This is a genomic window from Allobosea sp. 05L423, from assembly GCF_056397745.1.
Window position 1 is genome coordinate 18,746 of record NZ_JBFTOA010000020.1, and the last position, 23,680, is coordinate 42,425.

The 23,680-nt window shown below is 65.8% G+C and carries 18 protein-coding genes; 13 read left to right on the forward strand and 5 right to left on the reverse strand.

Translation table 11 applies throughout. From position 1 onward, the window contains the following. The first annotated feature begins 4 nt into the window (after positions 1-4). The 10 genes from AC1DNE_RS26015 (at position 5) to AC1DNE_RS26060 (ending at position 12,494) form a co-directional block, all read left to right on the forward strand. Entirely contained in the window at positions 5-973 is a 969-nt protein-coding gene (locus AC1DNE_RS26015; RefSeq protein WP_441468995.1) for a LysR family transcriptional regulator, read from the forward strand. Continuing rightward, positions 970-2,424: a SidA/IucD/PvdA family monooxygenase gene (locus AC1DNE_RS26020; RefSeq protein WP_441468996.1), complete on the forward strand. Its 1,455-nt coding sequence runs from the start codon at positions 970-972 to the stop codon at positions 2,422-2,424. The genes AC1DNE_RS26015 and AC1DNE_RS26020 overlap by 4 nt, the downstream gene beginning before the upstream one ends. Next, complete coding sequence (locus AC1DNE_RS26025; RefSeq protein WP_441468997.1) at positions 2,424-3,398, forward strand: ABC transporter permease; 975 nt, start codon at positions 2,424-2,426, stop codon at positions 3,396-3,398. Before AC1DNE_RS26020 ends, AC1DNE_RS26025 begins: the two co-directional genes overlap by 1 nt. Continuing rightward, positions 3,395-4,294, forward strand: coding sequence for an ABC transporter permease (locus AC1DNE_RS26030; RefSeq protein WP_441468998.1), 900 nt, complete (start codon positions 3,395-3,397; stop codon positions 4,292-4,294). Before AC1DNE_RS26025 ends, AC1DNE_RS26030 begins: the two co-directional genes overlap by 4 nt. Then, positions 4,291-5,280, forward strand: a complete 990-nt coding sequence (locus AC1DNE_RS26035) for an ABC transporter ATP-binding protein (RefSeq protein ID WP_441468999.1) — start codon at positions 4,291-4,293, stop codon at positions 5,278-5,280. The genes AC1DNE_RS26030 and AC1DNE_RS26035 overlap by 4 nt, the downstream gene beginning before the upstream one ends. Further along, the gene (locus AC1DNE_RS26040) at positions 5,277-6,302 is read left to right on the forward strand and encodes an ABC transporter ATP-binding protein (protein WP_441469000.1); all 1,026 of its coding nucleotides are present in this window, start codon (positions 5,277-5,279) and stop codon (positions 6,300-6,302) included. Before AC1DNE_RS26035 ends, AC1DNE_RS26040 begins: the two co-directional genes overlap by 4 nt. Continuing rightward, positions 6,299-7,867: an ABC transporter substrate-binding protein gene (locus tag AC1DNE_RS26045; RefSeq protein ID WP_441469001.1), complete on the forward strand. Its 1,569-nt coding sequence runs from the start codon at positions 6,299-6,301 to the stop codon at positions 7,865-7,867. The genes AC1DNE_RS26040 and AC1DNE_RS26045 overlap by 4 nt, the downstream gene beginning before the upstream one ends. Next, positions 7,864-9,165 (forward strand): acyl-CoA thioesterase/bile acid-CoA:amino acid N-acyltransferase family protein, encoded by a 1,302-nt coding sequence (locus tag AC1DNE_RS26050; RefSeq protein ID WP_441469002.1) that lies wholly within the window; start codon positions 7,864-7,866, stop codon positions 9,163-9,165. Before AC1DNE_RS26045 ends, AC1DNE_RS26050 begins: the two co-directional genes overlap by 4 nt. A 505-nt stretch (positions 9,166-9,670) precedes the next feature. Then, positions 9,671-11,326 (forward strand): ethylbenzene dehydrogenase-related protein, encoded by a 1,656-nt coding sequence (locus AC1DNE_RS26055; protein ID WP_441469003.1) that lies wholly within the window; start codon positions 9,671-9,673, stop codon positions 11,324-11,326. A 127-nt stretch (positions 11,327-11,453) separates the two neighbouring features. Then, entirely contained in the window at positions 11,454-12,494 is a 1,041-nt protein-coding gene (locus tag AC1DNE_RS26060) for a 2Fe-2S iron-sulfur cluster-binding protein (RefSeq protein WP_441469004.1), read from the forward strand. Between the two features lie 21 nt (positions 12,495-12,515). Here the strand turns inward: AC1DNE_RS26060 and AC1DNE_RS26065 are convergent, their stop codons facing one another. Continuing rightward, entirely contained in the window at positions 12,516-13,307 is a 792-nt protein-coding gene (locus AC1DNE_RS26065; protein ID WP_441469005.1) for a PstS family phosphate ABC transporter substrate-binding protein, read from the reverse strand. Positions 13,308-13,477: 170 nt separating this feature from the next. On the opposite strand from AC1DNE_RS26065, the gene AC1DNE_RS26070 reads away from it, so the two are divergent. The 3 genes from AC1DNE_RS26070 (at position 13,478) to AC1DNE_RS26080 (ending at position 18,215) form a co-directional block, all read left to right on the forward strand. After that, positions 13,478-16,132: a bifunctional diguanylate cyclase/phosphodiesterase gene (locus AC1DNE_RS26070; protein ID WP_476841270.1), complete on the forward strand. Its 2,655-nt coding sequence runs from the start codon at positions 13,478-13,480 to the stop codon at positions 16,130-16,132. Positions 16,133-16,437: 305 nt separating this feature from the next. Beyond that, positions 16,438-17,100, forward strand: a complete 663-nt coding sequence (locus AC1DNE_RS26075; protein ID WP_441469500.1) for a N5-glutamine methyltransferase family protein — start codon at positions 16,438-16,440, stop codon at positions 17,098-17,100. A 2-nt stretch (positions 17,101-17,102) separates the two neighbouring features. Continuing rightward, positions 17,103-18,215: a hypothetical protein gene (locus AC1DNE_RS26080; protein ID WP_441469007.1), complete on the forward strand. Its 1,113-nt coding sequence runs from the start codon at positions 17,103-17,105 to the stop codon at positions 18,213-18,215. A gap of 63 nt (positions 18,216-18,278) precedes the next feature. Here AC1DNE_RS26080 and nadE read toward each other — a convergent pair whose 3' ends face one another. The 4 genes from nadE to asnB are packed head-to-tail and all read right to left on the reverse strand — an operon-like array spanning position 18,279 to position 23,081. Continuing rightward, on the reverse strand, positions 18,279-19,286 hold the full coding sequence (gene nadE, locus AC1DNE_RS26085) for an NAD(+) synthase (protein WP_441469008.1): 1,008 nt from the start codon (positions 19,284-19,286) through the stop codon (positions 18,279-18,281). Further along, the gene (locus AC1DNE_RS26090) at positions 19,283-20,827 is read right to left on the reverse strand and encodes a class I adenylate-forming enzyme family protein (protein WP_441469009.1); all 1,545 of its coding nucleotides are present in this window, start codon (positions 20,825-20,827) and stop codon (positions 19,283-19,285) included. Before AC1DNE_RS26090 ends, nadE begins: the two co-directional genes overlap by 4 nt. A 26-nt stretch (positions 20,828-20,853) precedes the next feature. After that, positions 20,854-21,120: an acyl carrier protein gene (locus tag AC1DNE_RS26095; protein WP_441469010.1), complete on the reverse strand. Its 267-nt coding sequence runs from the start codon at positions 21,118-21,120 to the stop codon at positions 20,854-20,856. A gap of 23 nt (positions 21,121-21,143) precedes the next feature. Further along, positions 21,144-23,081, reverse strand: a complete 1,938-nt coding sequence (gene asnB, locus AC1DNE_RS26100) for an asparagine synthase (glutamine-hydrolyzing) (protein WP_441469011.1) — start codon at positions 23,079-23,081, stop codon at positions 21,144-21,146. Between the last annotated feature and the right edge of the window lie 599 nt (positions 23,082-23,680).

Consider the following 23,680-nt stretch of genomic DNA (forward strand, 5'->3'; position numbering starts at 1 on the left):
CGCAATGAGCCGCCTCAAGACCCTCGAGGCGTATCTGCAGGTTGCCTCACTGGGCAGCGTCACCGCGGCGGCGCGCCATCTCGGCGTGTCGCAACCTTCGGTGAGCCGGATGATCCAGGAGCTGGAGCGCGACCTCGGCCAGCCGCTCTTCGAGCGCGCCGGCCAGCGGCTGGTCCTGACGCCGAAGGGCATGGTGCTGCGCGACGATGTCGAGCGGGCGCTGGCCGGTTTCGTCAATCTGTGGGAGCGTGCCCGCGAAGTCGTCGGCGAGGCCGAGCCGCCTATCCGGGTTTCCGCAGTCTCCGCCCTTGCCTTCGGGCTGCTGACCGATGCCTGGAAGGCGATCGGATGCCTCGACGAGCCGCCGCGGCTCGCAATCGAGGTCGAGAATCCCGACCGCGTCCAGAACTCCGTGATGTCTGGCACTGCCCAGATCGGCGCGACCAGCGCGCCCTTGCTGCATCGCGATCTCACCGTCGAGTGGCTGGGCACCGCGCCTTGCGTCCTGGCCGTGCCCGAAGGCGACCCGCTGGCGCGTCGCGAAGGGCCCGTCGAGCTGCAAGCGCTCGCCGGGCGCAGTCTCGTCGGCATGTCGATGCGCCGCGGAGTGCCCGCGCGCATTCGCGCAGCCCTCAACGCAGCCGGCGTCGATGTTCGCGTCCGGGTCCGCACCACCTCGACGATCAATGCGCTCTCCTTCATCGAGGCCGGAGCAGGTGTGGCGATCGTCGAGCCGCTGACATTGACCGGCCGCCCGACGCCGGGCGTCCGCATCCTGCCGCTGGCGACGCCGATCCCCTATTGCTTCGGGGTGGTGACGGCACGCGGCGTCGCCGTCCCCGACAAGGCCCGCGAGCTGATCGCGGCGCTGCAGATTGCGGCGCAGGAGCGGCTGGACGATTTCACCCTGATCCCGCCCGAGGAGCACCACGCCCTCCTCGCCTCGCTGACCAAACAGGAGATGCGGCTGTGACAGCCGATCAAGACAATTTTCCCGAGGGGCTGGCAGCGCTGAACCGCCGCGTCGCCCGCGAACTCGAACTGCTGACTCTCCCGGCCGCCCAGTGGGTGCCCGCGCGCAGCGCCGAGGGCGAGCCGCTGCTCGACGTCGCGGTCATCGGCGCCGGCATGGCCGGGCTGGCAGCGGCAGGCGCGCTGCGCAACATCGGCGTGCGCGCCGTCAATTACGATCGCCGCCCGAAGGGCTTCGAAGGCCCCTGGGCAACGACCGCGCGCATGGAGACGCTGCGTTCGCCCAAGACCCTGACGGGGCCGGCGCTCGGCATTCCATCGCTGACCTTCCGGGCCTGGTTCGAGGCGCAGTTCGGCGCCGAGGATTGGGAGCAGCTCGACAAGATCCCGCGCCTGATGTGGATGGATTATCTGCGCTGGTTCCGCGACGTGCTGCGCCTCGATGTCCGCAACGGCCATGACGTCACCGCGATCCGCCTGCATCCGGACCATATCGCGGTCGAGATGGCGACGGAGAAGGGGCCTCGCCATGTGCGCGCCCGCCATGTCGTGCTGGCGACCGGCCGTGACGGGCTCGGCGGTCCGGTCGTGCCCGAGCTCGCCCGCGATCTGCCGCGCGAGCGTTGGGCCCATTCCTCCGACCCCAATGATTACGCCGAGCTGCGCGGCAAGCGCGTCGCCGTCATCGGCGCTGGCGCCTCGGCGATGGACAGCGCCGGCACGGCGCTCGAAGCCGGCGCGGCGCAAGTCGACCTGCTGATCCGGCGTCGGGACCTGCCGCGCATCAATCGCGGCAAGGGCATGGGCCATGCCGGCGCCGTTGCCGGGTATCGCTATCTGCCCGATGACTGGAAGTGGCGGATCAACAGCTATGTCGCTCGCGAGCAGGTGCCTCCCCCGCGCGCCAGCGTCCTGCGCGTCTCCGGCCATCCCAACGCCTTCTTCCGGCTCGGCACCTCGCTGGTCTCGGCCCGGATGGAAGGCCATGAGGTCGTCCTTGAGACCAGCATCGGCCCGATGCGGTACGACTTCGTCATCTTCTCGACCGGCTTCAAGGTCGATTGGGGCAATCGTCCCTTCCTCTCGGAAATCGCCGCATGCGCCCGCAACTGGGTCGATCGCGGCGTTCCGCCCGATGCGGAGGAGAGCCTCGGCGCCATGCCCGATCTCGGCCCGGCCTTCGAGTTCCTGCCCAAGATTCCCGGCACCTGCCCCGGCCTCGCCCGTGTGCACTGCTTCTGCTATCCGGCGATGATGTCCCACGGCACCGTGTCCGGCGACATTCCGGCGATCAGCGACGGAGCCCTGCGGCTTTCGCAGGCCATCGCCGGGCGACTCTATGTCGAGGATGTGGAGAGCCATTTCCAGCGCGGGCAGGACTACGCTGAGCCCGAGATCTTCGGCGACGAGTGGGTGCCGATCCTGCCTGAAGAGACGGCGGTTCCGGTCTGATGCTTGGCTGGCTGCTCCAACGTATCGCGCAAGCGCTCCTCGTCATCGTGGCGATGTCGCTCGTCGTGTTCCTGGGCATGCACGCCATTGGCAATCCCGCCGACATTCTGCTTGCGCCTGACGCGACGCAGGCCGACCGTGCCGAGCTCATCGCGCAGCTCGGCCTCGATCGCCCGCTCTGGCAGCAATATCTCAGCTTTGCAGCGAGTGCGCTGCGGGGCGATCTCGGCCGCAGCTTCGTCTACAACGTCCCAGCTGTGACGCTGATCCTGCAGCGCCTGCCGGCAACGCTCGAACTTGCCTTCGCCGCGACGATCTTCGCGATCACCCTCGGCGTGCCGCTCGGGCTCTATGCCGGGCTCTATCCCGAGCGCCCATTTTCGAAGCTGATCCAGACCGGCAGCATCCTCGGCTTCTCACTGCCGACCTTCTGGGTCGGGCTCCTGCTGATCATGACCTTCAGCGTGTCGCTCGGCTGGCTTCCGGCAAGCGGGCGCGGCCAAACGGTGCGTGTCTTCGGCGTCGAATGGTCCTTCCTGACACTGAATGGCTGGCGCCACCTGCTGCTGCCGGCGATCAACCTGTCGCTGTTCAAGGTCTCGCTGGTGATCCGGCTGACGCGGGCCGGCGTGCGCGAGGTGCTGCCGCTCGATTACGTCCGCTTTGCGCGGGCGAAGGGGCTGCGCCGCGGCCGGATCGTCATGATGCACATCCTGCGCAACATCATGATCCCGCTGGTGACGGTGCTCGGGCTCGAGCTCGGCTCGACCATCGCCTTCGCGGTTGTGACCGAGAGCATCTTCGCCTGGCCGGGCTCCGGCAAGCTCATCCTCGACAGCATCAACGCGCTCGACCGGCCGGTGGTCATGGCCTACCTGCTCGTGGTCGTGACGCTCTTTGTCGTCATCAATCTCGTCGTCGACATTCTCTACCGCATCCTCGATCCGCGCGTCCGCGAGGAGGCCTCGGCATGACGAGCGTTCCCGTCGTCACCGGCCGCCGCCCCGCGATCAGCGCGCTCATCCGCTTCCTGCGGGCGCCTGCGGCCGTGATCGGGCTTGGCCTGCTGACGCTGCTGATCCTTGGCGCCGTCTTCGCCGCACAGATCGCGCCGCAGAACCCCTTCGACCTCGCGGCCATCGACGTGCTCGACGCAAGGCTTCCACCCGGCTCGGCCTCCTCGGGCGGCGATCTCACCTATTGGCTCGGCACCGACGGCCAGGGCCGCGATCTCTTCTCCGCCATCCTCTACGGACTGCGCACCAGCCTCACGGTCGGCGTCGGCTCGGCGGTGCTGGCTGGCATTCTCGGCATCCTGCTCGGCCTGATCGCGGCCTGGAGCGGCGGGTTCGTCGATGCGCTGATCATGCGGCTCGTCGACCTGCTGATGTCACTGCCCTCGATCCTCGTTGCGTTGCTGATGCTCGCGCTGCTGGGCCGGGGCATCGGCAATGTCGTGCTGACGCTGGTGCTGCTGGAATGGGCCTATTACGCCCGCACGGCGCGCGCCCAGGCGCTGGTCGAGCGCAAGCGCGACTATTTCGAGGCGGCGCGGGGGCTGGGGCTTCCGACCTCGCGCATCCTGCTGCGCCATGTCCTGCCCAACTGCCTGCCGCCGCTGCTCGTCATCGCCGCCTTGCAGGTCGCGCGCGCGATCACGCTGGAGGCGACGCTCTCCTTCCTCGGCCTGGGCGCCCCGGTGACGCAGCCCTCGCTGGGCCTGCTGATCGCCAACGGCTTCCAGTTCATGCTCTCGGGCGAATACTGGATCAGCTTCTTTCCGGGCCTGACGCTGCTTACCGCCATCGTCGCGATCAATCTGGTCGGCGACCGCCTGCGCGAGGTGCTCGATCCGAGGGCGCTGAAATGACCGCGCCGCTGCTCGAAGTCCTTAATCTGCGCACCCGCTTCCGCACGGATCGCGGCGATCTCGACGCCGTGCGCGACGTCTCCTTCACGCTGCGTGCCGGAGAGACGCTCGGCCTCGTCGGCGAGAGCGGCTCGGGCAAGTCCGTGACCGGCTTCTCGATCATGGGGCTGATCGATCCGCCCGGCCGGATCGTCGGCGGCGAGATCCTGTTCCGCGGGCAGGACCTGACAAAGCTCGACGAGGAGAGCCTGCGCCGCCTGCGCGGCAACCGCATCGCCATGGTCTTTCAGGACCCGATGATGACGCTGAACCCGGTGCTCCGGATCAGCACGCAGATGATCGAGACGATCCGCGCCCACGAAACGATCGACGAGGCCTCGGCCCGCATCCGCGCGCGGGATCTGCTGGGCGCTATGGGCATCCCGAGCCCGGAGGCGCGGCTCGACGCCTATCCGCATCAGCTCTCGGGCGGCATGCGCCAGCGCGTCGCCATCGCCATCGCACTGATCAACCGGCCCGACCTGATCATCGCCGACGAGCCGACGACCGCGCTCGATGTCTCGATCCAGGCGCAGATCCTGGCCGAGGTGCAGCAACTGACCCGCGAGAGCGGCACTGCGCTGCTCTGGATCACCCACGACCTCTCGGTCATCGCCGGCATCGCCGACGAGATCGCCGTGATGTATGCCGGCCGCATCGTCGAGCAGGGTGGCGCCGATGCGGTTCTCGACCGGCCGAGCCACCCCTACACGGCCGGGCTGATCGGCAGTCTGCCGGGCGCGAGTGCGCCGGGCTCGATGCTGGTCCAGATTCCCGGCACCACGCCGGACATGGTCGACCCGCCTGATGGCTGCGCCTTCGGGCCGCGCTGCGCGCGCCGTGCCGATGATTGCGCCCGCCAGCCCGCCTTCACGCAAGGCGAACACAAGCTGCGCTGCTTCCACCCTCTCTCCGGCCCGGCTTCGCTCGCCGAGGTGGCGGCATGACGACGATCGCTTCCTCTTCCGCTCCCGCGCTTGAGACGCGCGACCTGAGCCGCCGTTTCGGCCGTGCGGACGGGCTTGCGGTCAAGCTGCGTCTCGCCAAGCGTCAGCCTGTCATCCATGCGCTCGACGGTATCGACCTCACCATCCCGACCGGCGAATTCGTCGGCCTCGTCGGCGAATCCGGCAGCGGCAAGTCGACCCTGGGGCGCATCGCTGCCGGACTGCTGCCGCCGAGCGGCGGCGATGTTCGCGTCTTCGGGCGCGATCCGCAGGGTGACCGCTCGGTTCATCGCGACGTGCAGCTCATCTTCCAGGACCCGCAGGCGAGCTTGAACCCGCGCATGCGCGTCGCCGCGGCGATCGGCGAGGCGCCGCTCGTCCACGGCATGGTCGGTCGCTCCGAACTCGACGACTATGTCTGCGCGCAGATGCGCCGGGCCGGGCTCGATCCCGCCTATCGCCAGCGCTTTCCGCACCAGTTCTCCGGTGGGCAGCGCCAGCGCATCTCGATCGCCCGTGCGCTCGCCATGCAGCCGCGCTTCCTGGTCTGCGACGAGTCGGTTGCCTCGCTCGACGTCTCGATCCAGGCTCAGATCCTGAACCTGTTCATGGAGCTGCGACGCGATCTCGACCTGACCTATCTCTTCATCAGCCACGATCTGCGCGTCGTCCAGCACATCGCCGACCGCGTCGTCATCATGTATCTCGGTCGCATCGTCGAGGACGCGCCCGCCGCTCGGTTCTTCGGCAGTCCCAACCACCCCTATACGCGCGGACTGCTGGCGGAGATCCCCGACCTGAAGCAGCGCCGGCGGGTCTATGCTCCGGTCAAGGGCGAGATTCCGAGCCCCGCCGCGCCGCCGCCCGGCTGCCATTTCCACCCGCGCTGCCCGGCCGCCTTCGCGCGCTGCCGTGTCGAAAAGCCCGTCCTGCGCGCGATCGCGCCGAGCCACCGTTCCGCCTGCCACCTCAACGACGCTTCCGCGGTTCCAGCCCGCGCGCAAACAGGAGAGATCGCATGACCAAACTGAGTAGGCTTGCCCTGTCCGCGGCACTGATCGTCGCCGCGGGGACCGCCCGGGCGGACGATCTGCGCATCGGCTTCGCCGATCCGGTCTCGGCCATCGATCCCCAGCTCAACAACTATGCCGGCGACCATTCGGTGGCGCAGCATTTCTGGCCCGCCATCGTCGCGCAGAAGACGATCGGCGGCCTGGCCCCCGGCCTCGCCTCGGCCTGGAAGAACACCTCGCCCACCACCTGGGAATTCAAGATCCGCGACAAGGCGGTCTGGACCGACGGCCAGCCGGTGACAGCCGAGGACATCGCCTTTTCCTACGAGCGCGCCCAGAACGTGCCGGGCTCTGCAGCGAGCTTCAAGAGCTTCCTGCGCAGTGTCGCCAAGGTCGAGGTCAAGGACCCGCATACGCTGGTGATCACCACCAAGGAGCCGGACCCGCTGCTGCCGATCAACATCTCCAGCATCTACATCGTCAGCAAGCATATCGGCCAGAAGGCGACGACCGACGACTACAACAGCGGCAAGGCGATGGTGGTCGACGGCCCCTATGCCTTCGTCAGCTACACGCCCGGCGACCGCGTCGAGATGAAGCGCAACGACACCTACTGGGGCGAGAAGGCCGAGTGGGACAAGGTCAGCTACCGCTATATCGCCAATCCGGCGGCGCGCACCGCGGCGCTGCTGTCGGGCGATGTCGACGTGATCGACAAGGTCTCGTTCTCCGACATCGAGAAGTTGGAGAAAAACCCCAAGGTCAAGGTCTGGTCCTATCCCGGTCTGCGCGCGCTGATCCTGCAGCCGAGCTTCAATCCCGCACCGTCGAAATTCCTCACGGACAAGGCCGGCAAGCCGCTCGACAAGAACCCGCTGCTCGACGCGCGTGTCCGCCAGGCGCTCAACATGGCGATCAACCGCGAGGCGATCGCCGACCGCGTCGCGCGAGGCGGCGTGACGGTCGCGACGCAGTGGATGCCGGAAGGCACCTTCGGCTACAATCCCGACTACGCCAAGATCGCGGTCGATCCGAACAAGGCGAAGGCTCTCCTGGCCGAGGCCGGCTATCCCAACGGCTTCAAACTGACCATGCATGTGCCGGGCGAGCGCTATCCGCTGGCGCCCGAGACCGCGCAGGCCGTCGCCCAGTTCTGGACCCGCATCGGCGTCGAGACCCAGGTCGAGGTCGTGCCCTTCTCGGTCTATGTCGGCGGCGCCAACAAGAACGAATACGCGATGAGCATCATCGGCTGGGGCAACGGCACCGGCGAGGGCACCTATGCCATGACCTCGATCCTGGCGACCGTCGATCCGGCGAAGGGGCTCGGCGCCTCGAACTGGGGCCGCTACAGCAATCCCAGGCTGGACGAGGCGCTCGCCAAGGCCGGCGCCGAATTCGACGATGCCAAGCGCGAAGCGATCATCAAGGACGCCGTCAAGGTAGTGATGGACGATGCCGGGATCATCCCGCTCTACCATTACAAGAACATCTGGGCGAGCCGGCCGGACCTCAAGGTCGTGCCCTGGAACAGCGACCGTACCGTCGCCATGCAGGTCAGCAAGGCGAAGTGACGGTCGCAGCTATGGCCGTCGCGCTGATCGTCGAACCCGCCGTCGAACTGATCGACGTGCCCCGCCGGATTGCCCTCTCCGGGTTGCCGGCGGGCGCCGAGGTGACCCTCGCAGCGGAAACGCTGCGGGGAGACCAGCTCTGGCGGGCAGACGCGGTCTTCATCGCCGCGGCCGATGGGACCGTCGACCTGATGCGGGATGCGCCGTTGCGCGGCGACTATGCCGGCGTCGAGCCAATGGGGCTGATCTGGGCCCAGACCGGGACCGGCGACCTGTTCGATCCCGACATGGCCCGTCCGCTGGAGACGACGCTCTCCGCCCGCCTCGGCGACCAGCCCGTTGCCTCGGCTGGCTTCACTCAGGTTCTGATGGCCGAGGGGGTCGTGCGCCGCCCCGTGTCAGAGGATGGGCTCGTCGGCACGCTCTTCCTGCCGGCGGGGGATGGGCCGCACCCGGCGATCATGATCCTCAACGGCTCCGGCGGCGGCATCAACGAACCGCGCGCGGCGCTCTGGGCCTCGCGTGGCGTCGCGGCACTGGCGCTCGGCTATTTCGGCGCGCCCGGCCTGCCGAAATACATCTCGAACACGCCGCTTGAATATTTCGCTGGAGGACTCGACTGGCTGCGCGCCGCGGTGCGCCCGAAGAACGATTTCGTCGCGGTCGCCGGGCAATCACGCGGCGGCGAGCTCGCGCTGCTGCTCGGTGCGAGCTTTCCCGAAAAGGTATCGGCGGTGCTGGGCTATGTGCCGAGCGCCTTCGTCCATGGCGGGCAGGCCGCCGCCGATCCTGCACCGGGACTCGGCCGCGACGGCCCCTGCTGGACGCTGGATGGCAAGCCGCTCGTCCATCAATGGCAGGACAACGCCACGGCGAGCTGGAAGCCCTATGACGAAGCCGCGGGTGTGCGCCGCAATGCCGATGCGATGCGCACGGCGCTCGGTGATCCCCGCGCAATGGCGCGCGCACGGATTCCGGCCGAGCGGATTGCCGGCCCGGTGCTGTTGCTCTCAGGCGGGGATGATGGTGCCTGGCCCTCGGACCTCTATTCCCTCATCGTGCAGTCGAGCCTGATGGCTGCTGGCCATCAGCATGAGGTCGTCTGGGAGAATTGGTCCGAAGCGGGGCATTCCATCCTGTTCCCCTACACCCCGGCCACGCGCATCTCCCATCGCCACCCGATGAACGGGACCTCTTCGACCATGGGCGGAACGCCCGCCGCGAATGCAGAGGCCAACGCAGGTGCCTGGGCCAGCGCCTATGCTTTTGTGAAGCGTCACTCCGGGCTGGCCGGCTGAGGGCAATGAGCGGAGCGGGTGCGCTTGCGCCGTGCCGCTTTGCTCTTGATGCCAGGCACACGCGGCGCCGGGCTTCGCCGTCTGCATCATGACGACCCCTGCCCTCGCCCTTCAGACGCTGACTGGCGCAGGCCTTTTCGTAAGGCGCGGTTGAGCCCTCTTTTGCCCGCCCAACATTAGATCGATGGCTTGCTCGCATTCAGGCGCCATCCCGCTCTAGTCCGCGGCAACGCCCTGCGACGTTCGAGACGGATCAACAGTCCCTGTGGCTAGCCGGATGACGAGCTTGCCCCCAGAACGCAGTTAAGTTTCATTAACCATGCAGTCGGGGGGCTTCATGTCGACGCGTCCTGCCAGATCGAGGTTGATCATGACCGGGTCGAACGTGGAGCTTACGGACTCAGCCGAAAGGCCGCGAGTGCGCGAGGCCCAGCTTACGTCAACCGCCGCACGGGAGACACCGAACCGGCAAACCCCGTCGGAAGCGAGTTGGCCATCAACCGATGTGGGCACGCTGTTGCTGCATTGGCTGACGGTGGGGGCCGTGATGGTGAGCCTCGCCACCGGATTGCGCATTTCCGCCGATGCGCTCGATGCCGTGATTTCGCGATGGATGGCGCCGATCTTGCCGCAGGGCGAGATCTGGAGCGTCCATATCATCGCCGGCCTCACGCTTTTCGGGGCATCGACGGCCTATCTCGCCTATATGGCGCTCAGCGGCCTCGGCAATCGCGTCGCTCTTCGGCGGCTGAAGATGTGGCGGATGGCCACCACGTCAAAGCTGCGCTGGATGAGCGCGAACATCCTGCTCCATTGGCTGCTCTATGCCCTGGTCATCGTGCTCACCGTGACGGGCATCCTGCTATATCTCGGCTTCGGCGGTTGGGTTGTTTCCGTCCATGTGACGGCGGCAATGAGCATGCTCGCCTATACGCTCGTCCATATCCTGTCGCATTTCGGCTATGGCGGCTGGCGCCAGCTGCTCCGGATCTTCAGGCCGGCCCGGCTCATGCCGGCAGCGGGGCGACGCAGCCAGCGGCCTTTGCTGATGGCCACCGTTATCGCAATCCCGGTCGCCGCCGCTGCGGTCGGGCTCGATTTCGGTAGCCGCGACGAACTGGTCGTCGGGCAGGCGCGAACCCCGCCGACGCTGGATGGAGTGCTCGACGAAGACGTCTGGCGCAACGCGCGGCCGGTTCGGGTCAGGACGCAGCAGGGGGCCAATCTCGGCGGATCAGGCGAGTCGACCGTCGAAATCCGCGCCGTGCACGATGGCGCCAAGATCTATTTTGCCTTCCGCTGGCAAGACCCGACGCGCTCGCTCGCCCGGCTTCCCCTGCTCAAGCAGCAGGATGGCTGGCATGTCGTCGGCACGCATGCCGGCGAAGCCGATGTGGTCGATTTCTACGAGGACAAGTTCGCTGTAATCTTCTCGCGCTCAGACGGTTTTGGAGCCGGCGGAGCGACCCATCTCGGCCCGAAGCCGCTCGACGACAAGCCCTCTTCGCTCAATCAGCGAGGCCTCCATTACACCGGCGATGGGTCGGTCATCGACATGTGGCAATGGAAGGCCTCCCGCGGCGGCCTGCTTGGCTACATGGATGATCAATATATCGGCCCCCCGCGCGAGCCGACGGCCGACGAGGCGGCCAAGCGGGCACGTTACCAAGGGGGATACTGGAACGATCCCGGCCGAGCCTTCTACAGCTATAATTTCGGCTTCGAAGGGCCTGGCGGCTATGCCGGCCCCGTCACGCCGAAACGGTTGCCCAACGATCCCGCCGCGACCATGGCCGCTCTTGGCCGGTTCGACGCAAAGAACCCCGAGCTGATTCATGATGAGGGCACCCGGTGGTGGCTTACCGAGACCGACAGCGCCCCCTACAGCGCAGAGGCCGATGCACGCATACCGGTCGGCACCGTCATGCCCGGCGTGGTGATCCTGGGTGCCTATGAAGGAGATCGCGCCCAGATCCGTGCCGGAGCGCGCTGGAAGGACGGGTACTGGACCCTGGAAGCCTCGCGTGATCTCAGAACGGGCAGTGCCTACGATGTCGATTTCGAGCCTGGAACGCCCGTTTATCTCTGGGTGGCAGTGTTCGACCACACGCAGACGCGGCATACGCGGCACGTTCGCCCCGTCACCCTCAAGCTGCACTAAGGCAGCCGGCCACTTTTCGGAGAAGGCGCTCACACAAAGGCCTGGATCGCCACCTCGCGTCCGATAAGGCGCGCGGCGATCCAGCCAGGGCAGGTCGCCTCGATCAGCACCGCGAACAGAGTAGGCCATGGCTAAGCAGGTATCCCTCGTCGTGAATGGCAAAGCAGCCGCGGTCGCGCGGGGCGACAGCCTGCTCGAAGCGGCCATGGGCGCGGGCATCCTGATTCCGCATGATTGCTGCACAGGCCAGTGCGAGACCTGCCGCGTCCGGGTCTATGCTGGCGAAGTCGATGCGCAGGGAACGCAACAGGGCGATACGGTGTTGGCTTGCCAGGCCCGCGTGATCGGCGACGCCGTCCTCCAGTTCGATGCGGTTCCCGAGGTTCGCAAGCTGGCCGCAACAGTCTCGGCCATTCGCCCGATCTCACCCGACATCATCGAAGCCACGCTCCTGCTCAGGAGGGATTTCACCTACCTCCCGGGCCAATACGTCAAATGCAAATTCAACGGGTACCCGAGCCGCGACTACAGCCCGACCTTGCGCACCGACGGAACCGGGGAGCGCAATGAGCTGATCCTGCAGATCCGCCGGCAGGTCGGCGGGGTCGTATCGCCAGACCTCGGAACACGCATCCGCCCAGGGCACAAGGTGACCGTGCAAGGGCCTTACGGCAGTGCATTCCATCGGACTGGCGCCGGGCGTATCGTTCTGGTCGCAGCCGGCACCGGCTGGGCTCCCATCTGGGCCATTGCCCGCGCAGCGCGTTACCGCGAGCCGTCACGGGAGATGGTCGTGATCGTCGGTGCGCGCGACGCCCGCAATCTCTACATGGCCGACTCGCTGGCCTGGTTGGCTGAAACCGGCGTTGCCAGCATCATGCCCACCAGCAGCGGCGCCAAGGCAGCCGGCATCCTGAGTGGTCGCCCGACCGATCATATGCCGGCGCTCCGCCCGGATGACGCGGTCTACGTCGCCGGCTCCTTCGAGATGGTGGCGGCGGTGCAGGCGCGTTGCGAGGCTGCCGGCACGACCTGCTACGCCGACCCATTCGTCGCCTCGGTGGCAAAGCGGACGATAAGGGACAGGATCGCGGGCTTCTTCTTTGCGCGCTCTGCAAACTGGCCCAAGGCGCCGCAGACCCAGACGACTGAAAACCTCCGCCCCTGAAGCAGCGCTGTCTCGCCGGGCTCAGGGCGCTGTCGGAATGGCGCCGAACTCCCGGATCACGCTGCCCGCATCTGGGATGCGGGTGAAGGCGATGAACTTCTCCGCCTCCGGCGTCAGCGCACCTTCCTTGTAGACATAGGCTATTTCACCGCTGCTCGAATAGCGCGGATCCAACGGATGGAGGCCGTCGACCTTCAGCACCTGTGTGCCGATGTCGAGAAGCCGGCTATACGGCCCGAAGCCGATCGTGCCCTCCGTCAGGCGAACCGTCTCGACGGCCTCCTGGGTCGACGTCGCCGTCTTCGAGCGTTCGGTGATCTCGAGGTTTCGCCAACCCGGCATGGTAGCCCGCAAGGTCGTGAGCGTGCTGTCCGCCTCTTCGCGCCGGACGACGCGGATGCGCTGGTCGGCTCCGCCGACGTCCTTCCAGTTGGAAATCCGGCCCGCATAGATGCCTGTCAATTGCTCTCCGCTCAGTTGCGTAACGCCAGCGCTGGGATGAACGAAGAAGGCGCAGGATATCTTGGCCACCGGGACGTAGATCAAGCCGCGTGCCCGCTCGGCATCGGTGAGCACACGGGCGACGCGAGCCAGCTTCGCCGTTCCGGAGCCGACAGCGGCAATGCCGCCGCCCGAGCCGATACTGGGAGGAATCTTGACCTCTATGGTCGGTTCGACGTCCCGGAAGCGCTTGGCGACGGCCTGAAGCATCTCCACGCCATCCCCCGTGCCGACCACGATCAGCTCGTCGGCCCTGACGGGATTGCAGAGAGCCAGGAGACCAAAGATCAATGCAGTCGAGCAGGATGTCATAGATCGATAAAATCTTCCGCTGAAGGATGATCAGAATTGCCATGACCGCATGAACAATTTCTAACCGAAAACGTAAAAATGATAGGATTTTTCTTCTAGTTTTGAATTTACGTAAGCTTCAATGGTTGCTGCCAGGATGGACGAAAAATTTCCGTCGTGGAGTGGGCTTCGTGCCGCAGGATCAGGCCAGCGCCAGGCAGATCGATAAACCTGGCCGCACGGATGGGCGTTCCCTGCGCCATGTATTAAGGTCCATGGGCGCCCGGAGGTGGCGCCTGCGCTCAGCTTGGCGTGATTGGATTTCGACGGCTCATATCGGAACGCATCTTGCCTTCGTGGTCATGGTGACGGGAGCCGTAACCTTTGCCGTCGTTGGGCTCGTTGCCCTGTTGCGCCTCAGTGAGGATGCCGTCGAGCAGGCGCATGCGCTGGCACAGCTGTCCCGTCAGCAGATCGCGCGCAGGCTCGACGCCGAAGCCTTGCTCGCCCAGGCACGCGTCTCGGTCCTGCTCGGCGAAGCGAGTCGGCAAACGCGGTATCTCGCCCAGCGGCTCGACATCGTGAAGGCAGTCGATTCCGCCAATCATGTGGCCATTCAGGAGTTGCTGGCTCCCGCCAGCGTCACCGGCGAACTCGACGCTTTGCTCGTCGCCGATGCGACCGGCTCCGTCATCGGCGGCAGCCGCGTGTCAGACCTGCTCGCCGCTTCGGAAGCTCTCTCGGCACTTGGCGTCAAGGAGGCCATCACTTCGATCTTCAAGGACAATCGCCGCCTGGTCCGATGGTCTCATCACGCAACGTACCGGGTGTCGGAAAGCTTCAATGCCGCGGTAGGGCTCCCGCAAGGCCGAACCATCGCACATCTCGCGATCGAACCCGTCTTTGACGACTTCGGCGATGTGGCGGGAGCGCTGGTGGGTCTGAGAACGCTCGCCCCTTCGGAGAAAACTCTCGAGCTCTTCGCCGGAATTGTACAGGCCGGGGTCGCTGTCGTGGATAGCGACAAGATCATCTCCGCCGGCGGTGAGCCGCCGGTCGGCCTCAAGCCAGCGGCTTCGCAAACACCGGATGGTCTGCTCACGATGGACGGGAGCGGGCGCGTGGCGCGTTGCGTCCCCGATCAACTCGGCCTTCTGGTCTGCGTCCATGTCGATGCCGCGCAGGTCGAGGAAACGCAGAATGAACTGCAGCGCATCAGCGAGCGCCAGGCCGGCACCCTGTTTCGATGGTTCCTGTTTCTTGCTGCTGGCGCGCTCGGCGTGCTGGTGCTGGTGGTCTTGATCAGCGTCAAGCGCGCCACCCGCGGTCTGCCTCAATTGGCGTCCGCCGCGACGTCGGTGGCGCGCGGCGACCTCGATATCCCGTTCAACGCATCCGGTATCGGCGAGGTGCGCAGCCTCGGGCAAGCCTTCGAAGTGATGCTCTCGAACCTTCGCGAGAGCCTTGGCCGCATCCGGCAGCTCGCCTTCTTCGACCAGATGACGGAGCTCGCCAACCGGGAGAAGATCCGCATCGAGGGGATGAGCACCTTGCTGAGCGGCAAGGATGTCGTGGCCTTCTTCTTCATCGACGTCGACCGCTTCAAATCGATCAACGACACGTTCGGCCACAAGACAGGCGACGTTCTGCTTCGGCAGTTGGCCTCTCGCCTCAAGCAGTTCTTCGAGGAGCGGCAGGAGGCTGGAGACTTCCGTCATTTCTCGGCCGGGCGCTTGAGCGGTGACGAGTTCCTGATCATTCTGAGCGGGCCGCTGACCGTTGATGGCCTCCGTGCTTGTGCAGAAGCTCTGATCCAGAGATTGAGCGAGAATTACGTCATCGATCGCACCCATATGACGATCGGAGCAAGTATCGGAATTGCGATCTCCGGCCGGGACGGCGTCAGATATGACGAACTTCTCGTCAACGCCGATGTTGCGATGTACGAAGCCAAACGGAAGGGGCGGAACTCTTTCGCGTTCTTCACCGCGGAAGCGGCGGAGCTCATGCATGAGCGGAGAGCGCTCGAGCAGGACCTGCGAACCGCATTGCGGGACGGCTCGCTCGATGTCTTCTACCAGCCGATGATCTCTCTGGCCGACAACGGAGTTGTGGGGGCCGAGGCTCTGGTGCGTTGGGCGCATCCCTCGCGGGGCGCCATTCCTCCCGGAAAGTTCATCAGCGTCGCGGAAGAAGCAGGCTTGATCGCCGATCTCGGCCAATTTGTCCTCGCGCGGGCGATAGAGGAGCTTCGCCAAGCGGGCGAGATCAGAATCTCGGTCAATGTCTCGGTCCTGCAACTGGAAGATCCGACTTTTGCCATCTCGGTGGAGAACTGCCTCCTGAAGGCAGGTGTGCCGCCCTCGCGCCTCGAGTTGGAGGTGACCGAGTCCGTGGCCATGCGTGCTTCGGACGTTGTTCAAAGACAGCTGAGGCAATTGCGGGCGCTTGGCGTCCGCTTCTCGATCGACGATTTCGGAACCGGCTACTCCAATCTCTCGATGCTCGCCCGCCTGAAGTTCGATACGCTCAAGATCGATCGTTCGCTGGTTCAGGGTGCGCGAGCGAGCGTCGAACAGCAGGTGATCGTCCGGACGATTCTGTCGTTGTCGCGCTCGCTGGGCTTCGGCACCATTGTCGAGGGCATCGAGCAGGTGGAGGATCTGGCCTTCATGATGAAGGAAGGTGCCGACGTGGCTCAAGGCTACTATTTCAGCGAGGCACTTCCGATCCGGAGCTTTGAGGCCTTCGTGAATGCAAGACGCCTGCGCCAGATCTCCAGGTCCGGCAAAATGCTCCTGAGCCAGCTTGAACCTTATCCGGATATCAAGCGCTCATCGCGATAGGCCCAGAACGCTCTGGCTCGCGACCTCCCTGACAATGGCATCGGGTCCGATCTTGCGCGGCAGCTGATTTGGGCAGTGCGGGGCGCGGCGATCCCCGTCCGTATCAAACGCTCCAGGTCCTTGGGTCGGTCCGTCGGAAGAAGCCCTTCCGCTCGGTAAATCGAGCAGTCGCGGTTTTTCAGCGGCCGTTTACCGGAGCGCGATAGTTCATCATGCATGTATTCCCGTCCAGTGACGGAGGAGCCGCCGTGCCGCCCAAAGAATCTGCCCCACCCGGCGGCTTCGAGCCTCGCCTGCATCGTTTCATGAGCGTGACGCTGGAACTTGCTCCTGGCGTTCTCGTGCCGCGTCAGGAAACCGAGCTGCTCGGAAGGCGCGCGATCGCGATCCTTCACGATCGCGCTCCGGGTTCCACGGTGATCGACATGTGCTGCGGCTCGGGCAACCTTGCTTTGGCAATCGCAGCCGGAGTTCCATCGGCCCGTGTCTGGGCGGCGGACATGACCGACAGCACGGTTGCGCTGGCCCGGAGCAATGCCGAGCGCTTGGCCGTTCAGGACCGTGTCACCATCCGGCAAGGCGATCTGTTCGGCGCCCTGGCAGAGGACGGGCTTGCCGGCGCGGCCGACATGATCGTCTGCAACCCGCCTTATATCTCGACCGCACGCCTCGAAGGCGAGAGCGCTCATCTGCTGGAAGCCGAGCCGCGCGAGGCCTTCGACGGGGGGCCTTATGGCATCTCGATCCATCAGCGGCTGATCCGGGACGCAGTCGATTTCCTTAAGCCGGACGGCTGGCTGCTGTTCGAGTTCGGGCAGGGGCAGGACCGCCAGGTCACGGCGCTGATAACCAGAACCAAAGCCTATGAGCCCGTGACATTCGCCGCGGACGAAGACGGAATGCCGCGCGTCGCGCTTGCTCGCAAACTGCGGAACGGCGCGCCCGCGACCGCATCCTCGGCTGGTTGAGCATGAGCCAGGTTCGCCCCCTGCAGGTCGCAGATATTCCGGCTGTCGCCGGGCTCTTTCAAAGAACCTTCCGGGACGACAGGAAACCGCCTCCGCCGGCGCTCGAAGCCTATCTGCGCCGGCTGTATCTCGAAGCTCCGCTGTGCGATCCGGATATCGCGTCGCTTGTCCATGTTGCGAGCGAAGGTGACATCTCCGGCTTTGTCGGCGTGAATGTGCTGCCGATGAGCCATGGCCCTCGCAAGCTGCGTGCCGCCATCTGTGGCTCGCTGATGGTCGAGCCGCGGGCGAACGACCCGATGGCCGGCGCAAGGTTGCTCAGAACGTTCCTGGCCGGGCCGCAGGACATCTCGTTCAGCGAGACCGCGAACGCCCTGTCGACGCAGATGTGGACGAGACTGCGCGGTGTCGCCCTGCCCCAATACAGCCTGGACTGGCTCCGGGTGATCCGGCCCTCCGCCTTCGTGCTCGACCTGGCGTCGAGACGGATCGGCGCCGCCCGCTTGTTCGACCCGCTCGCGCGCGGGCTCGATCGCTACCTGCGCGGACGGATGCAGGAGAATGAGCTGCGTTGGACCGGAGTTCCGGAGATCTGGACCAGCAAGGGCCTCAAGGTCACCGAAACCGATCGGGCCGGCTTTGCGGCCCTCATAGAGCCGCTGACGCGCCAGTTCGCCCTCCGCCCCGACTGGAGCGAGGAGCAACTCGCACACATCATCGAAGAGGCGTCCCAGAAGCCGGACTATGGCGCGGCGGTCTTCGCGTCCGTCTCCTCCGCCAACGGGGCTCCGATCGGCGCCTTCCTCTACCATGCCCATCCGGGCCGGGTCGCGCGCGTCCTGCAGGTTCTGGCTGTGCCGGGGCAGGCTGGTTCCGTTATCGACTGCCTGATCGGCCATGCGGCGCAGCGCGGCGCTGCCGGTCTGCGCGGCCGGACGCAGCCCGCCCTGCTGGCCGCGATGCTGGGTCGGCGGGTTGCCTTCACCCAACCCGCCTCGACCGTCGTGCATTCGCGCGACGAGGAGTTGGTGAACGCATTCGTGAACGCGCAGGGCTTCTTCAACGGGCTGGCCGGTGAACACTGGAATCGCCTGGCCGGGGAGCCGTTCGAATAGCCGGCGCCTGGTCGATCGCCGCGCTCCGCAACGACGCCGATAGGCCCAACCGCGGCGCCGGTCTCAGCCGGCGATTTCCGCGACAGGGCGGACGAGTTGCGGGCCAAGGTGGAGATAGCGCGTCGCCCTGCGCTTGGCCGCGATATCGGCCCAGACCCGCTCGACCTCGACCGCCGTCAGCTTCGCGGCGGCGCCGACTTCTGCGGCCGAGATGCCGTTGTTGAGGCCGAAGAGGCAAAGATCCATGCGGTCATAGGGCAGGGAGAAGTAGAACTCCTCCTGCGTCTGCGCGAGGGAATAGGTGTCGGTCGTCGGCGGTCGCCGGCGGATCTCCTCGGGAATGCCGAGATGGGCGGCGAGCGCATAGACCTGGCTCTTGTAGAGATGCGCGATCGGCTTGACGTCAGCGGCGCCGTCGCCGTTCTTCACGAAGAAGCCTTGGTCGTATTCGAGCCGGTTCGGCGTACCCAGCACGGCGAAGTTCAGCCGGTCGGCGTGATAGTATTCGACCTGCTTGCGCGTGCGCTGCTTCATGTTGGTCGCAGCGACGATGCCGAGATAGACCGCTGGCGGCATGCGCAGCTTGATCTGGCGGCCTTCGGGATCCTGAACCACCAGCGAGGAGATGTTGTAGCCGTCGCCTGCGAGCGAATAGGCGATGACGATCTTCGAGGCCCAGCCAGACCCGTAACCGGGCACCAGCTCGCGGATGAAGGCATCGCGCCGCTCGTAGCAGCCCATCGCCTGCAGCGTCGGCCCGATATCCTCCACCACCGCCTCGACGCCGAAGGTCTGGGCGACCAGCCGGCCGAGGCGGAGACTCTCGGGATCGGAGTCGCTTTCCGGCATGAACAGACAGAAGACGTTCTTTGCGCCGACGGCGCGCACTGCCAGCGCGACCGAGACGCTGGAATCGATGCCGCCGGAAAGACCGAGTACGAGCCCGCGCTTGCGCATGCCGCGCAACTGCTCGCGCAGCCCGGTCACGATGCGGTCGGTTTCCGCGGCGTCATCGAGCGTCAGCGTCTCAGCCGAGAAGGCAGGACGGCTCGAGGCAGGCGAGATGTTCATTCCGCCGCTCCCAGCGTTTCGGCCGCCAGCCTTCGGCTGACCTTTCCGGTATCCGTCTTCGGCAGTTCATGGCGGAATTCGATGAGCTTCGGCACCATGAAATCCTCGAGATGAGCGGCGCAGTGGCGGATGATGTCCCGTTCGCTCAGGGTCTCGTCCGAGAGAACGACGACGGCGGCGATGGCGTGGCCAAGCACCGGGTCCGGCACGCCGGTCACCACGGCTTCCGCGATGCCGGGATGCGCATGCAGCACCGCTTCGACTTCCTTCGGGGCGACCTTTTCGCCGCGCGTCTTGATGATGTCGTCCTTGCGGCCGACGAAATAGAGGAAGCCTTCCTCATCCGTCCGAAACAGGTCGCCGGTATGGAGGCGCTTCTCCCAGGGATGCGGACCAGAGCGCAGCATCTGCGCAGTCGCGACTTCGTTGCGCCAATAGCCCTGCATGACATGCGGGCCACGGATGACCAGCTCCCCCGCCACGCCGGGCGGCACGCGGTTGCCCTCATCGTCGACGACGATCGCTTCCGTGTTGGGGATGGCGATGCCGACGGAACCCGGCCGCCGGTTCAGTTCCTCCGGCGGCAGATAGGTGCAACGCTTGCACTCGGTCAGGCCATACATGGAATAGATCCGCACGCCGGGGAAGAGTTCGCGCAGGCGGGCAATGTGCGGGGGCGGCAGGGCCGCGGCGGTGTTCGAGATATAGCGCAAACTCGGCAGGAAGCCCGGTTCGAGATCGCGCATCTGCAGGATCAGCGCCGCCATCGTCGGCACGAGCGGGAAGCCGGTGACCTGCTCAGCGCGGATGCGCTCGAAAATCGCCTGCGGGAAGGCAAAGGATTTCTCGAGGACGAGGGTCGCGCCGAGCCGCATCGCCATCAGCAACTGGTAGAGGCCGTAGTCGAAAGCCAGGGGCAGGACGTTGAGGATGACATCGTCGGGGGTGTTGCGCAGATAGGTGGTGATCGACTCCGCGGCAGCATCGATATTGCGATGCGTCATCATCACGCCCTTCGGGCGGCCGGTGGAGCCCGAAGTGTAGATCAGCATGGCGAGGTCGATGTCGATCCCGCCATGACTGACGGACCCGGGCGCGACGTCGAGACAATCCTCGAAGGAGGCGGCGCCATCCGGCGTAAGGCCCGATGGCGCCTGCGTCGACGCAACGAAAAGCGGTCCGTCCGACAACGCAAGCGCCTGCGTCACGACGGGCATCAGCTTCGCCTGGGTCAGGATCGCCGCAGCCTCGCAATCGCCGATGACATAAGCAAGCTTGTCGACCTTGGTGGAGGCGTTGATCGGGCTGAAGGTCGCGCCCGTCTTGAGAACCGCGAAGATCGAGACGACGGCTTCCCAGCAATTATCCATGAAGACGAGAACGCGGTCGCCGCGCTGCACGCCATTCGCGGCGAGAGCAGCCGCGAGCCGGTTCGACAGGTCGTCCAGCTCGTCATAGCGCAACCGCTTCCGGTCGGTGACGAGCGCCGTCTTCGCGCCATGCGCGGCCGCGCTTGTGATGAGGAATTGCTCGACCCGCATGAACCCAAGACCTGTGCTGCTAGCCGTCAGGCCGTGACGAGCGATGCGGTCTTCAATGCGATGAAGGCCGTGATGCGCGCCAGTGAATCGAGATTGGCCGGCACGATATCGGCGTCCGCGACGGTGATCTGGTAACGGTCCTCGATAAAGGCCACGAGTTCCAGAACGCCGGTCGAGTCGATGATGCCGTTCTCGATGAGCGAGTCCGTATCGGCGATGGCGTGGGTGGTGTCGCCGAACAAAAAGTTCTCGATGACAAAGGCCTTCACGGCGTCTCGGATCGTATCTGTCATGTCTTTCCCTCTCTTGGATGGTGTCAGGCCGCCTTGGCGCTGCAGCTGCCTGTGCCGGTGAAGGCCTTCAGCCAGAGTTGCGTCGACAGGATGCCGACGAAGGCCGCATTGTCGCGAAAGCCGGAGGCCGGGTGGCGACTGCATTTCTCATGCAGCTTTGCCACCGCCTTCGGATTGAAGAGCCCGCCGGCGCCGATCTCGGCTTCGCTCAGCGCCGTCCGGACATAGTCTCTCGCCCCCGCCCCGACGAAGGATTGGCTGTCCGGTGCACGATAGGGTTGCTTGGGTCGCCTGCCGATCGCAGGCGGCAGCAGATCCTTGGTCGCTTCCCGAAGAATATGCTTCTCCACGAGCCCCTTCAGCTTCATCTCGGGAGGAAGGCCGGCAGCGAACTCGACCAGACGATGGTCAAGGAAGGGAAAGCGGCCCTCGATGCCATGGGCCATCGCCATGCGGTCGCCCTGGCTCGACAGGATATAGCCGGGCAGAAGGAAGCGGGCTTCCAGATATTGCGCCTGGTGCAGGGGGTGCCAGCGGGCGAAAGCCTCGGGCAGCCGCGCGGCGAGGTCCTCGGCCGCATCATATCCCGACAATGTCGCACGCAGGTCGCCCGAGAAGAACAGTTTCGTCGCCGCCGTGCCGTCGAGCCGCGCGCGATGGGAGAACAGCGGGTCGTCGAGCCCCGTGCCGCCCGCCCCGAAGAAGGATGCCAGATATTCGGCCGATTGCTGCCTCAGCCCCGGCAGATAGGGGTAGAGCTTGCGGAACAGATGCGGCCGCATGCGGGAGCCGGGCTGCCTGGCGCAGAAGCGACGAACCCGGGCCTCCTTGAAAATGTCGTAGCCGGCAAAGATCTCATCGGCGCCTTCGCCGGTCAGCACCACTTTCAGGCCGGATTCCCGTACGAGGTGCGAGAGCTTGTAGAGCGGCGCGGGGGCGGTCCTGAGGATTGGGCGCTCGGTGAAGCGGATGACGTCGGGAAACACGGCGGCGATGTCGCCTTCGCCACAGGCGACGGCGCTATGATGCGTGCCGAGCGCGCGGGCCATCTCGAGCTGGAAGGCGCTCTCGTCATGTTCGGCGCTGTCGAAGGTGACCGAGAAGGTTCTGAGGCCCCCAGGCGCCCTGCCCGCCGCCAACGCCGATGTGATGGAGGAATCGAGGCCGCCCGAGAGATAGGAGCCGACCGGCACATCGGCGCGCATGCGGATACGCGTCGCCTCCGTCAGCAGGGCGCGCAGTTCCTCGGCCACGGCGCGCTCGTCCCGATGCCGGGACGGCGCGTCCCGGTCCGGATAGGCCAGACTCCAATAGGGCCGCGTCGAGACGCTGCCCTCCTGCACGATCATCAGGCTTGCGGGTTCGAGTTCGTAGATGTCGCGGAAGGCCGTGCGTGGCGCGATCGGGGCCCAGAGCGTAAAGATCTGGTCGAGCGCGACCGGATCGAGTTCCGCCACGACACCCGGGACCTGGAGCAGCGCCTTGACCTCCGAGGCGAAGTAGAGGCGCTCGCCGCGCCGGGTATAGAAGAGCGGCCGGACTCCCATGCGGTCGCGCGCCAGAACCATGCGGCGGCGGCGGCCGTCCCATATCGCAAAGGCGAAATCGCCATTGAGCATGGAGACGCAATCCTCCCCCATCTCGTCATAGAGATGCAGGATCACTTCGGTATCGCTGGTTGTCCGGAACTGGCGGCCTTTGGCGCGAAGCTGCTCGCGCAGTTCCACATAGTTGAAGATCTCGCCGTTGAAGGCGATCGTCAGTTGGCCCGTTGCGTCGGACATGGGCTGCTGGCCATCGCCCAGCCCGACGACGGACAGCCGCGCATGGCCGAGGCCGGCTGCTTTTGCAGTGAAGAACCCCTGCTCGTCGGGGCCGCGATGCGCAATGGCGGCCGTCATCCTCTCGAGGAGCGTCCTTCCATCCGGGACGGTCCCGAAATAGCCGCCAAAACCACACATGCCGAGTTATTTCCAAGTCTATCAGCGCGACTCGGACTATAGCCAGCAAGACACCGAGAGGCGTTAAACATCCCGGACTATTCGCAGGAATGGTAAATTTTGACGCGCCGTCACAGGCGCTTTTTCTGCGTATGCGCAGGTCTGCCAAGAGGTGTCGTCCAGGGCAACGCAAAGGAACATGGTTCTGTCGCGCAAGCCGCGTCTTCGCATTTGGAGGCGCAATGCGCGAGGCCGCGCGCGGGACAGGAACCATCAACTCGGAACCGCCAACCGGCGATGGACCGGAGGACCGCGCGTAGCGACCTCATCCATATCCCCATGGCGCGGGGCCTCATCGATCCGCCGGCTGTCGCCGACTGGTCAGCCGCCAAGGCTGGCTTGGCAGCTGGCGATCACCATGGATGTCGCCGTCCGCGTCGAGACGGTCGAGGAGGATATGCCCCCTTCGGCAGGCCTGAATCGTCAAGGGCCATCAAGGCCCGCGGCTTGCCGGCGGTAAGTTCATCGCCCTGCTGATCGCTCCCGGCATCAAATTCGCTTCCACGGCAAGGGCCTGACTCGACAGCGTCTTCGTCGAGCGCATCCGGAAATCGGCCAAA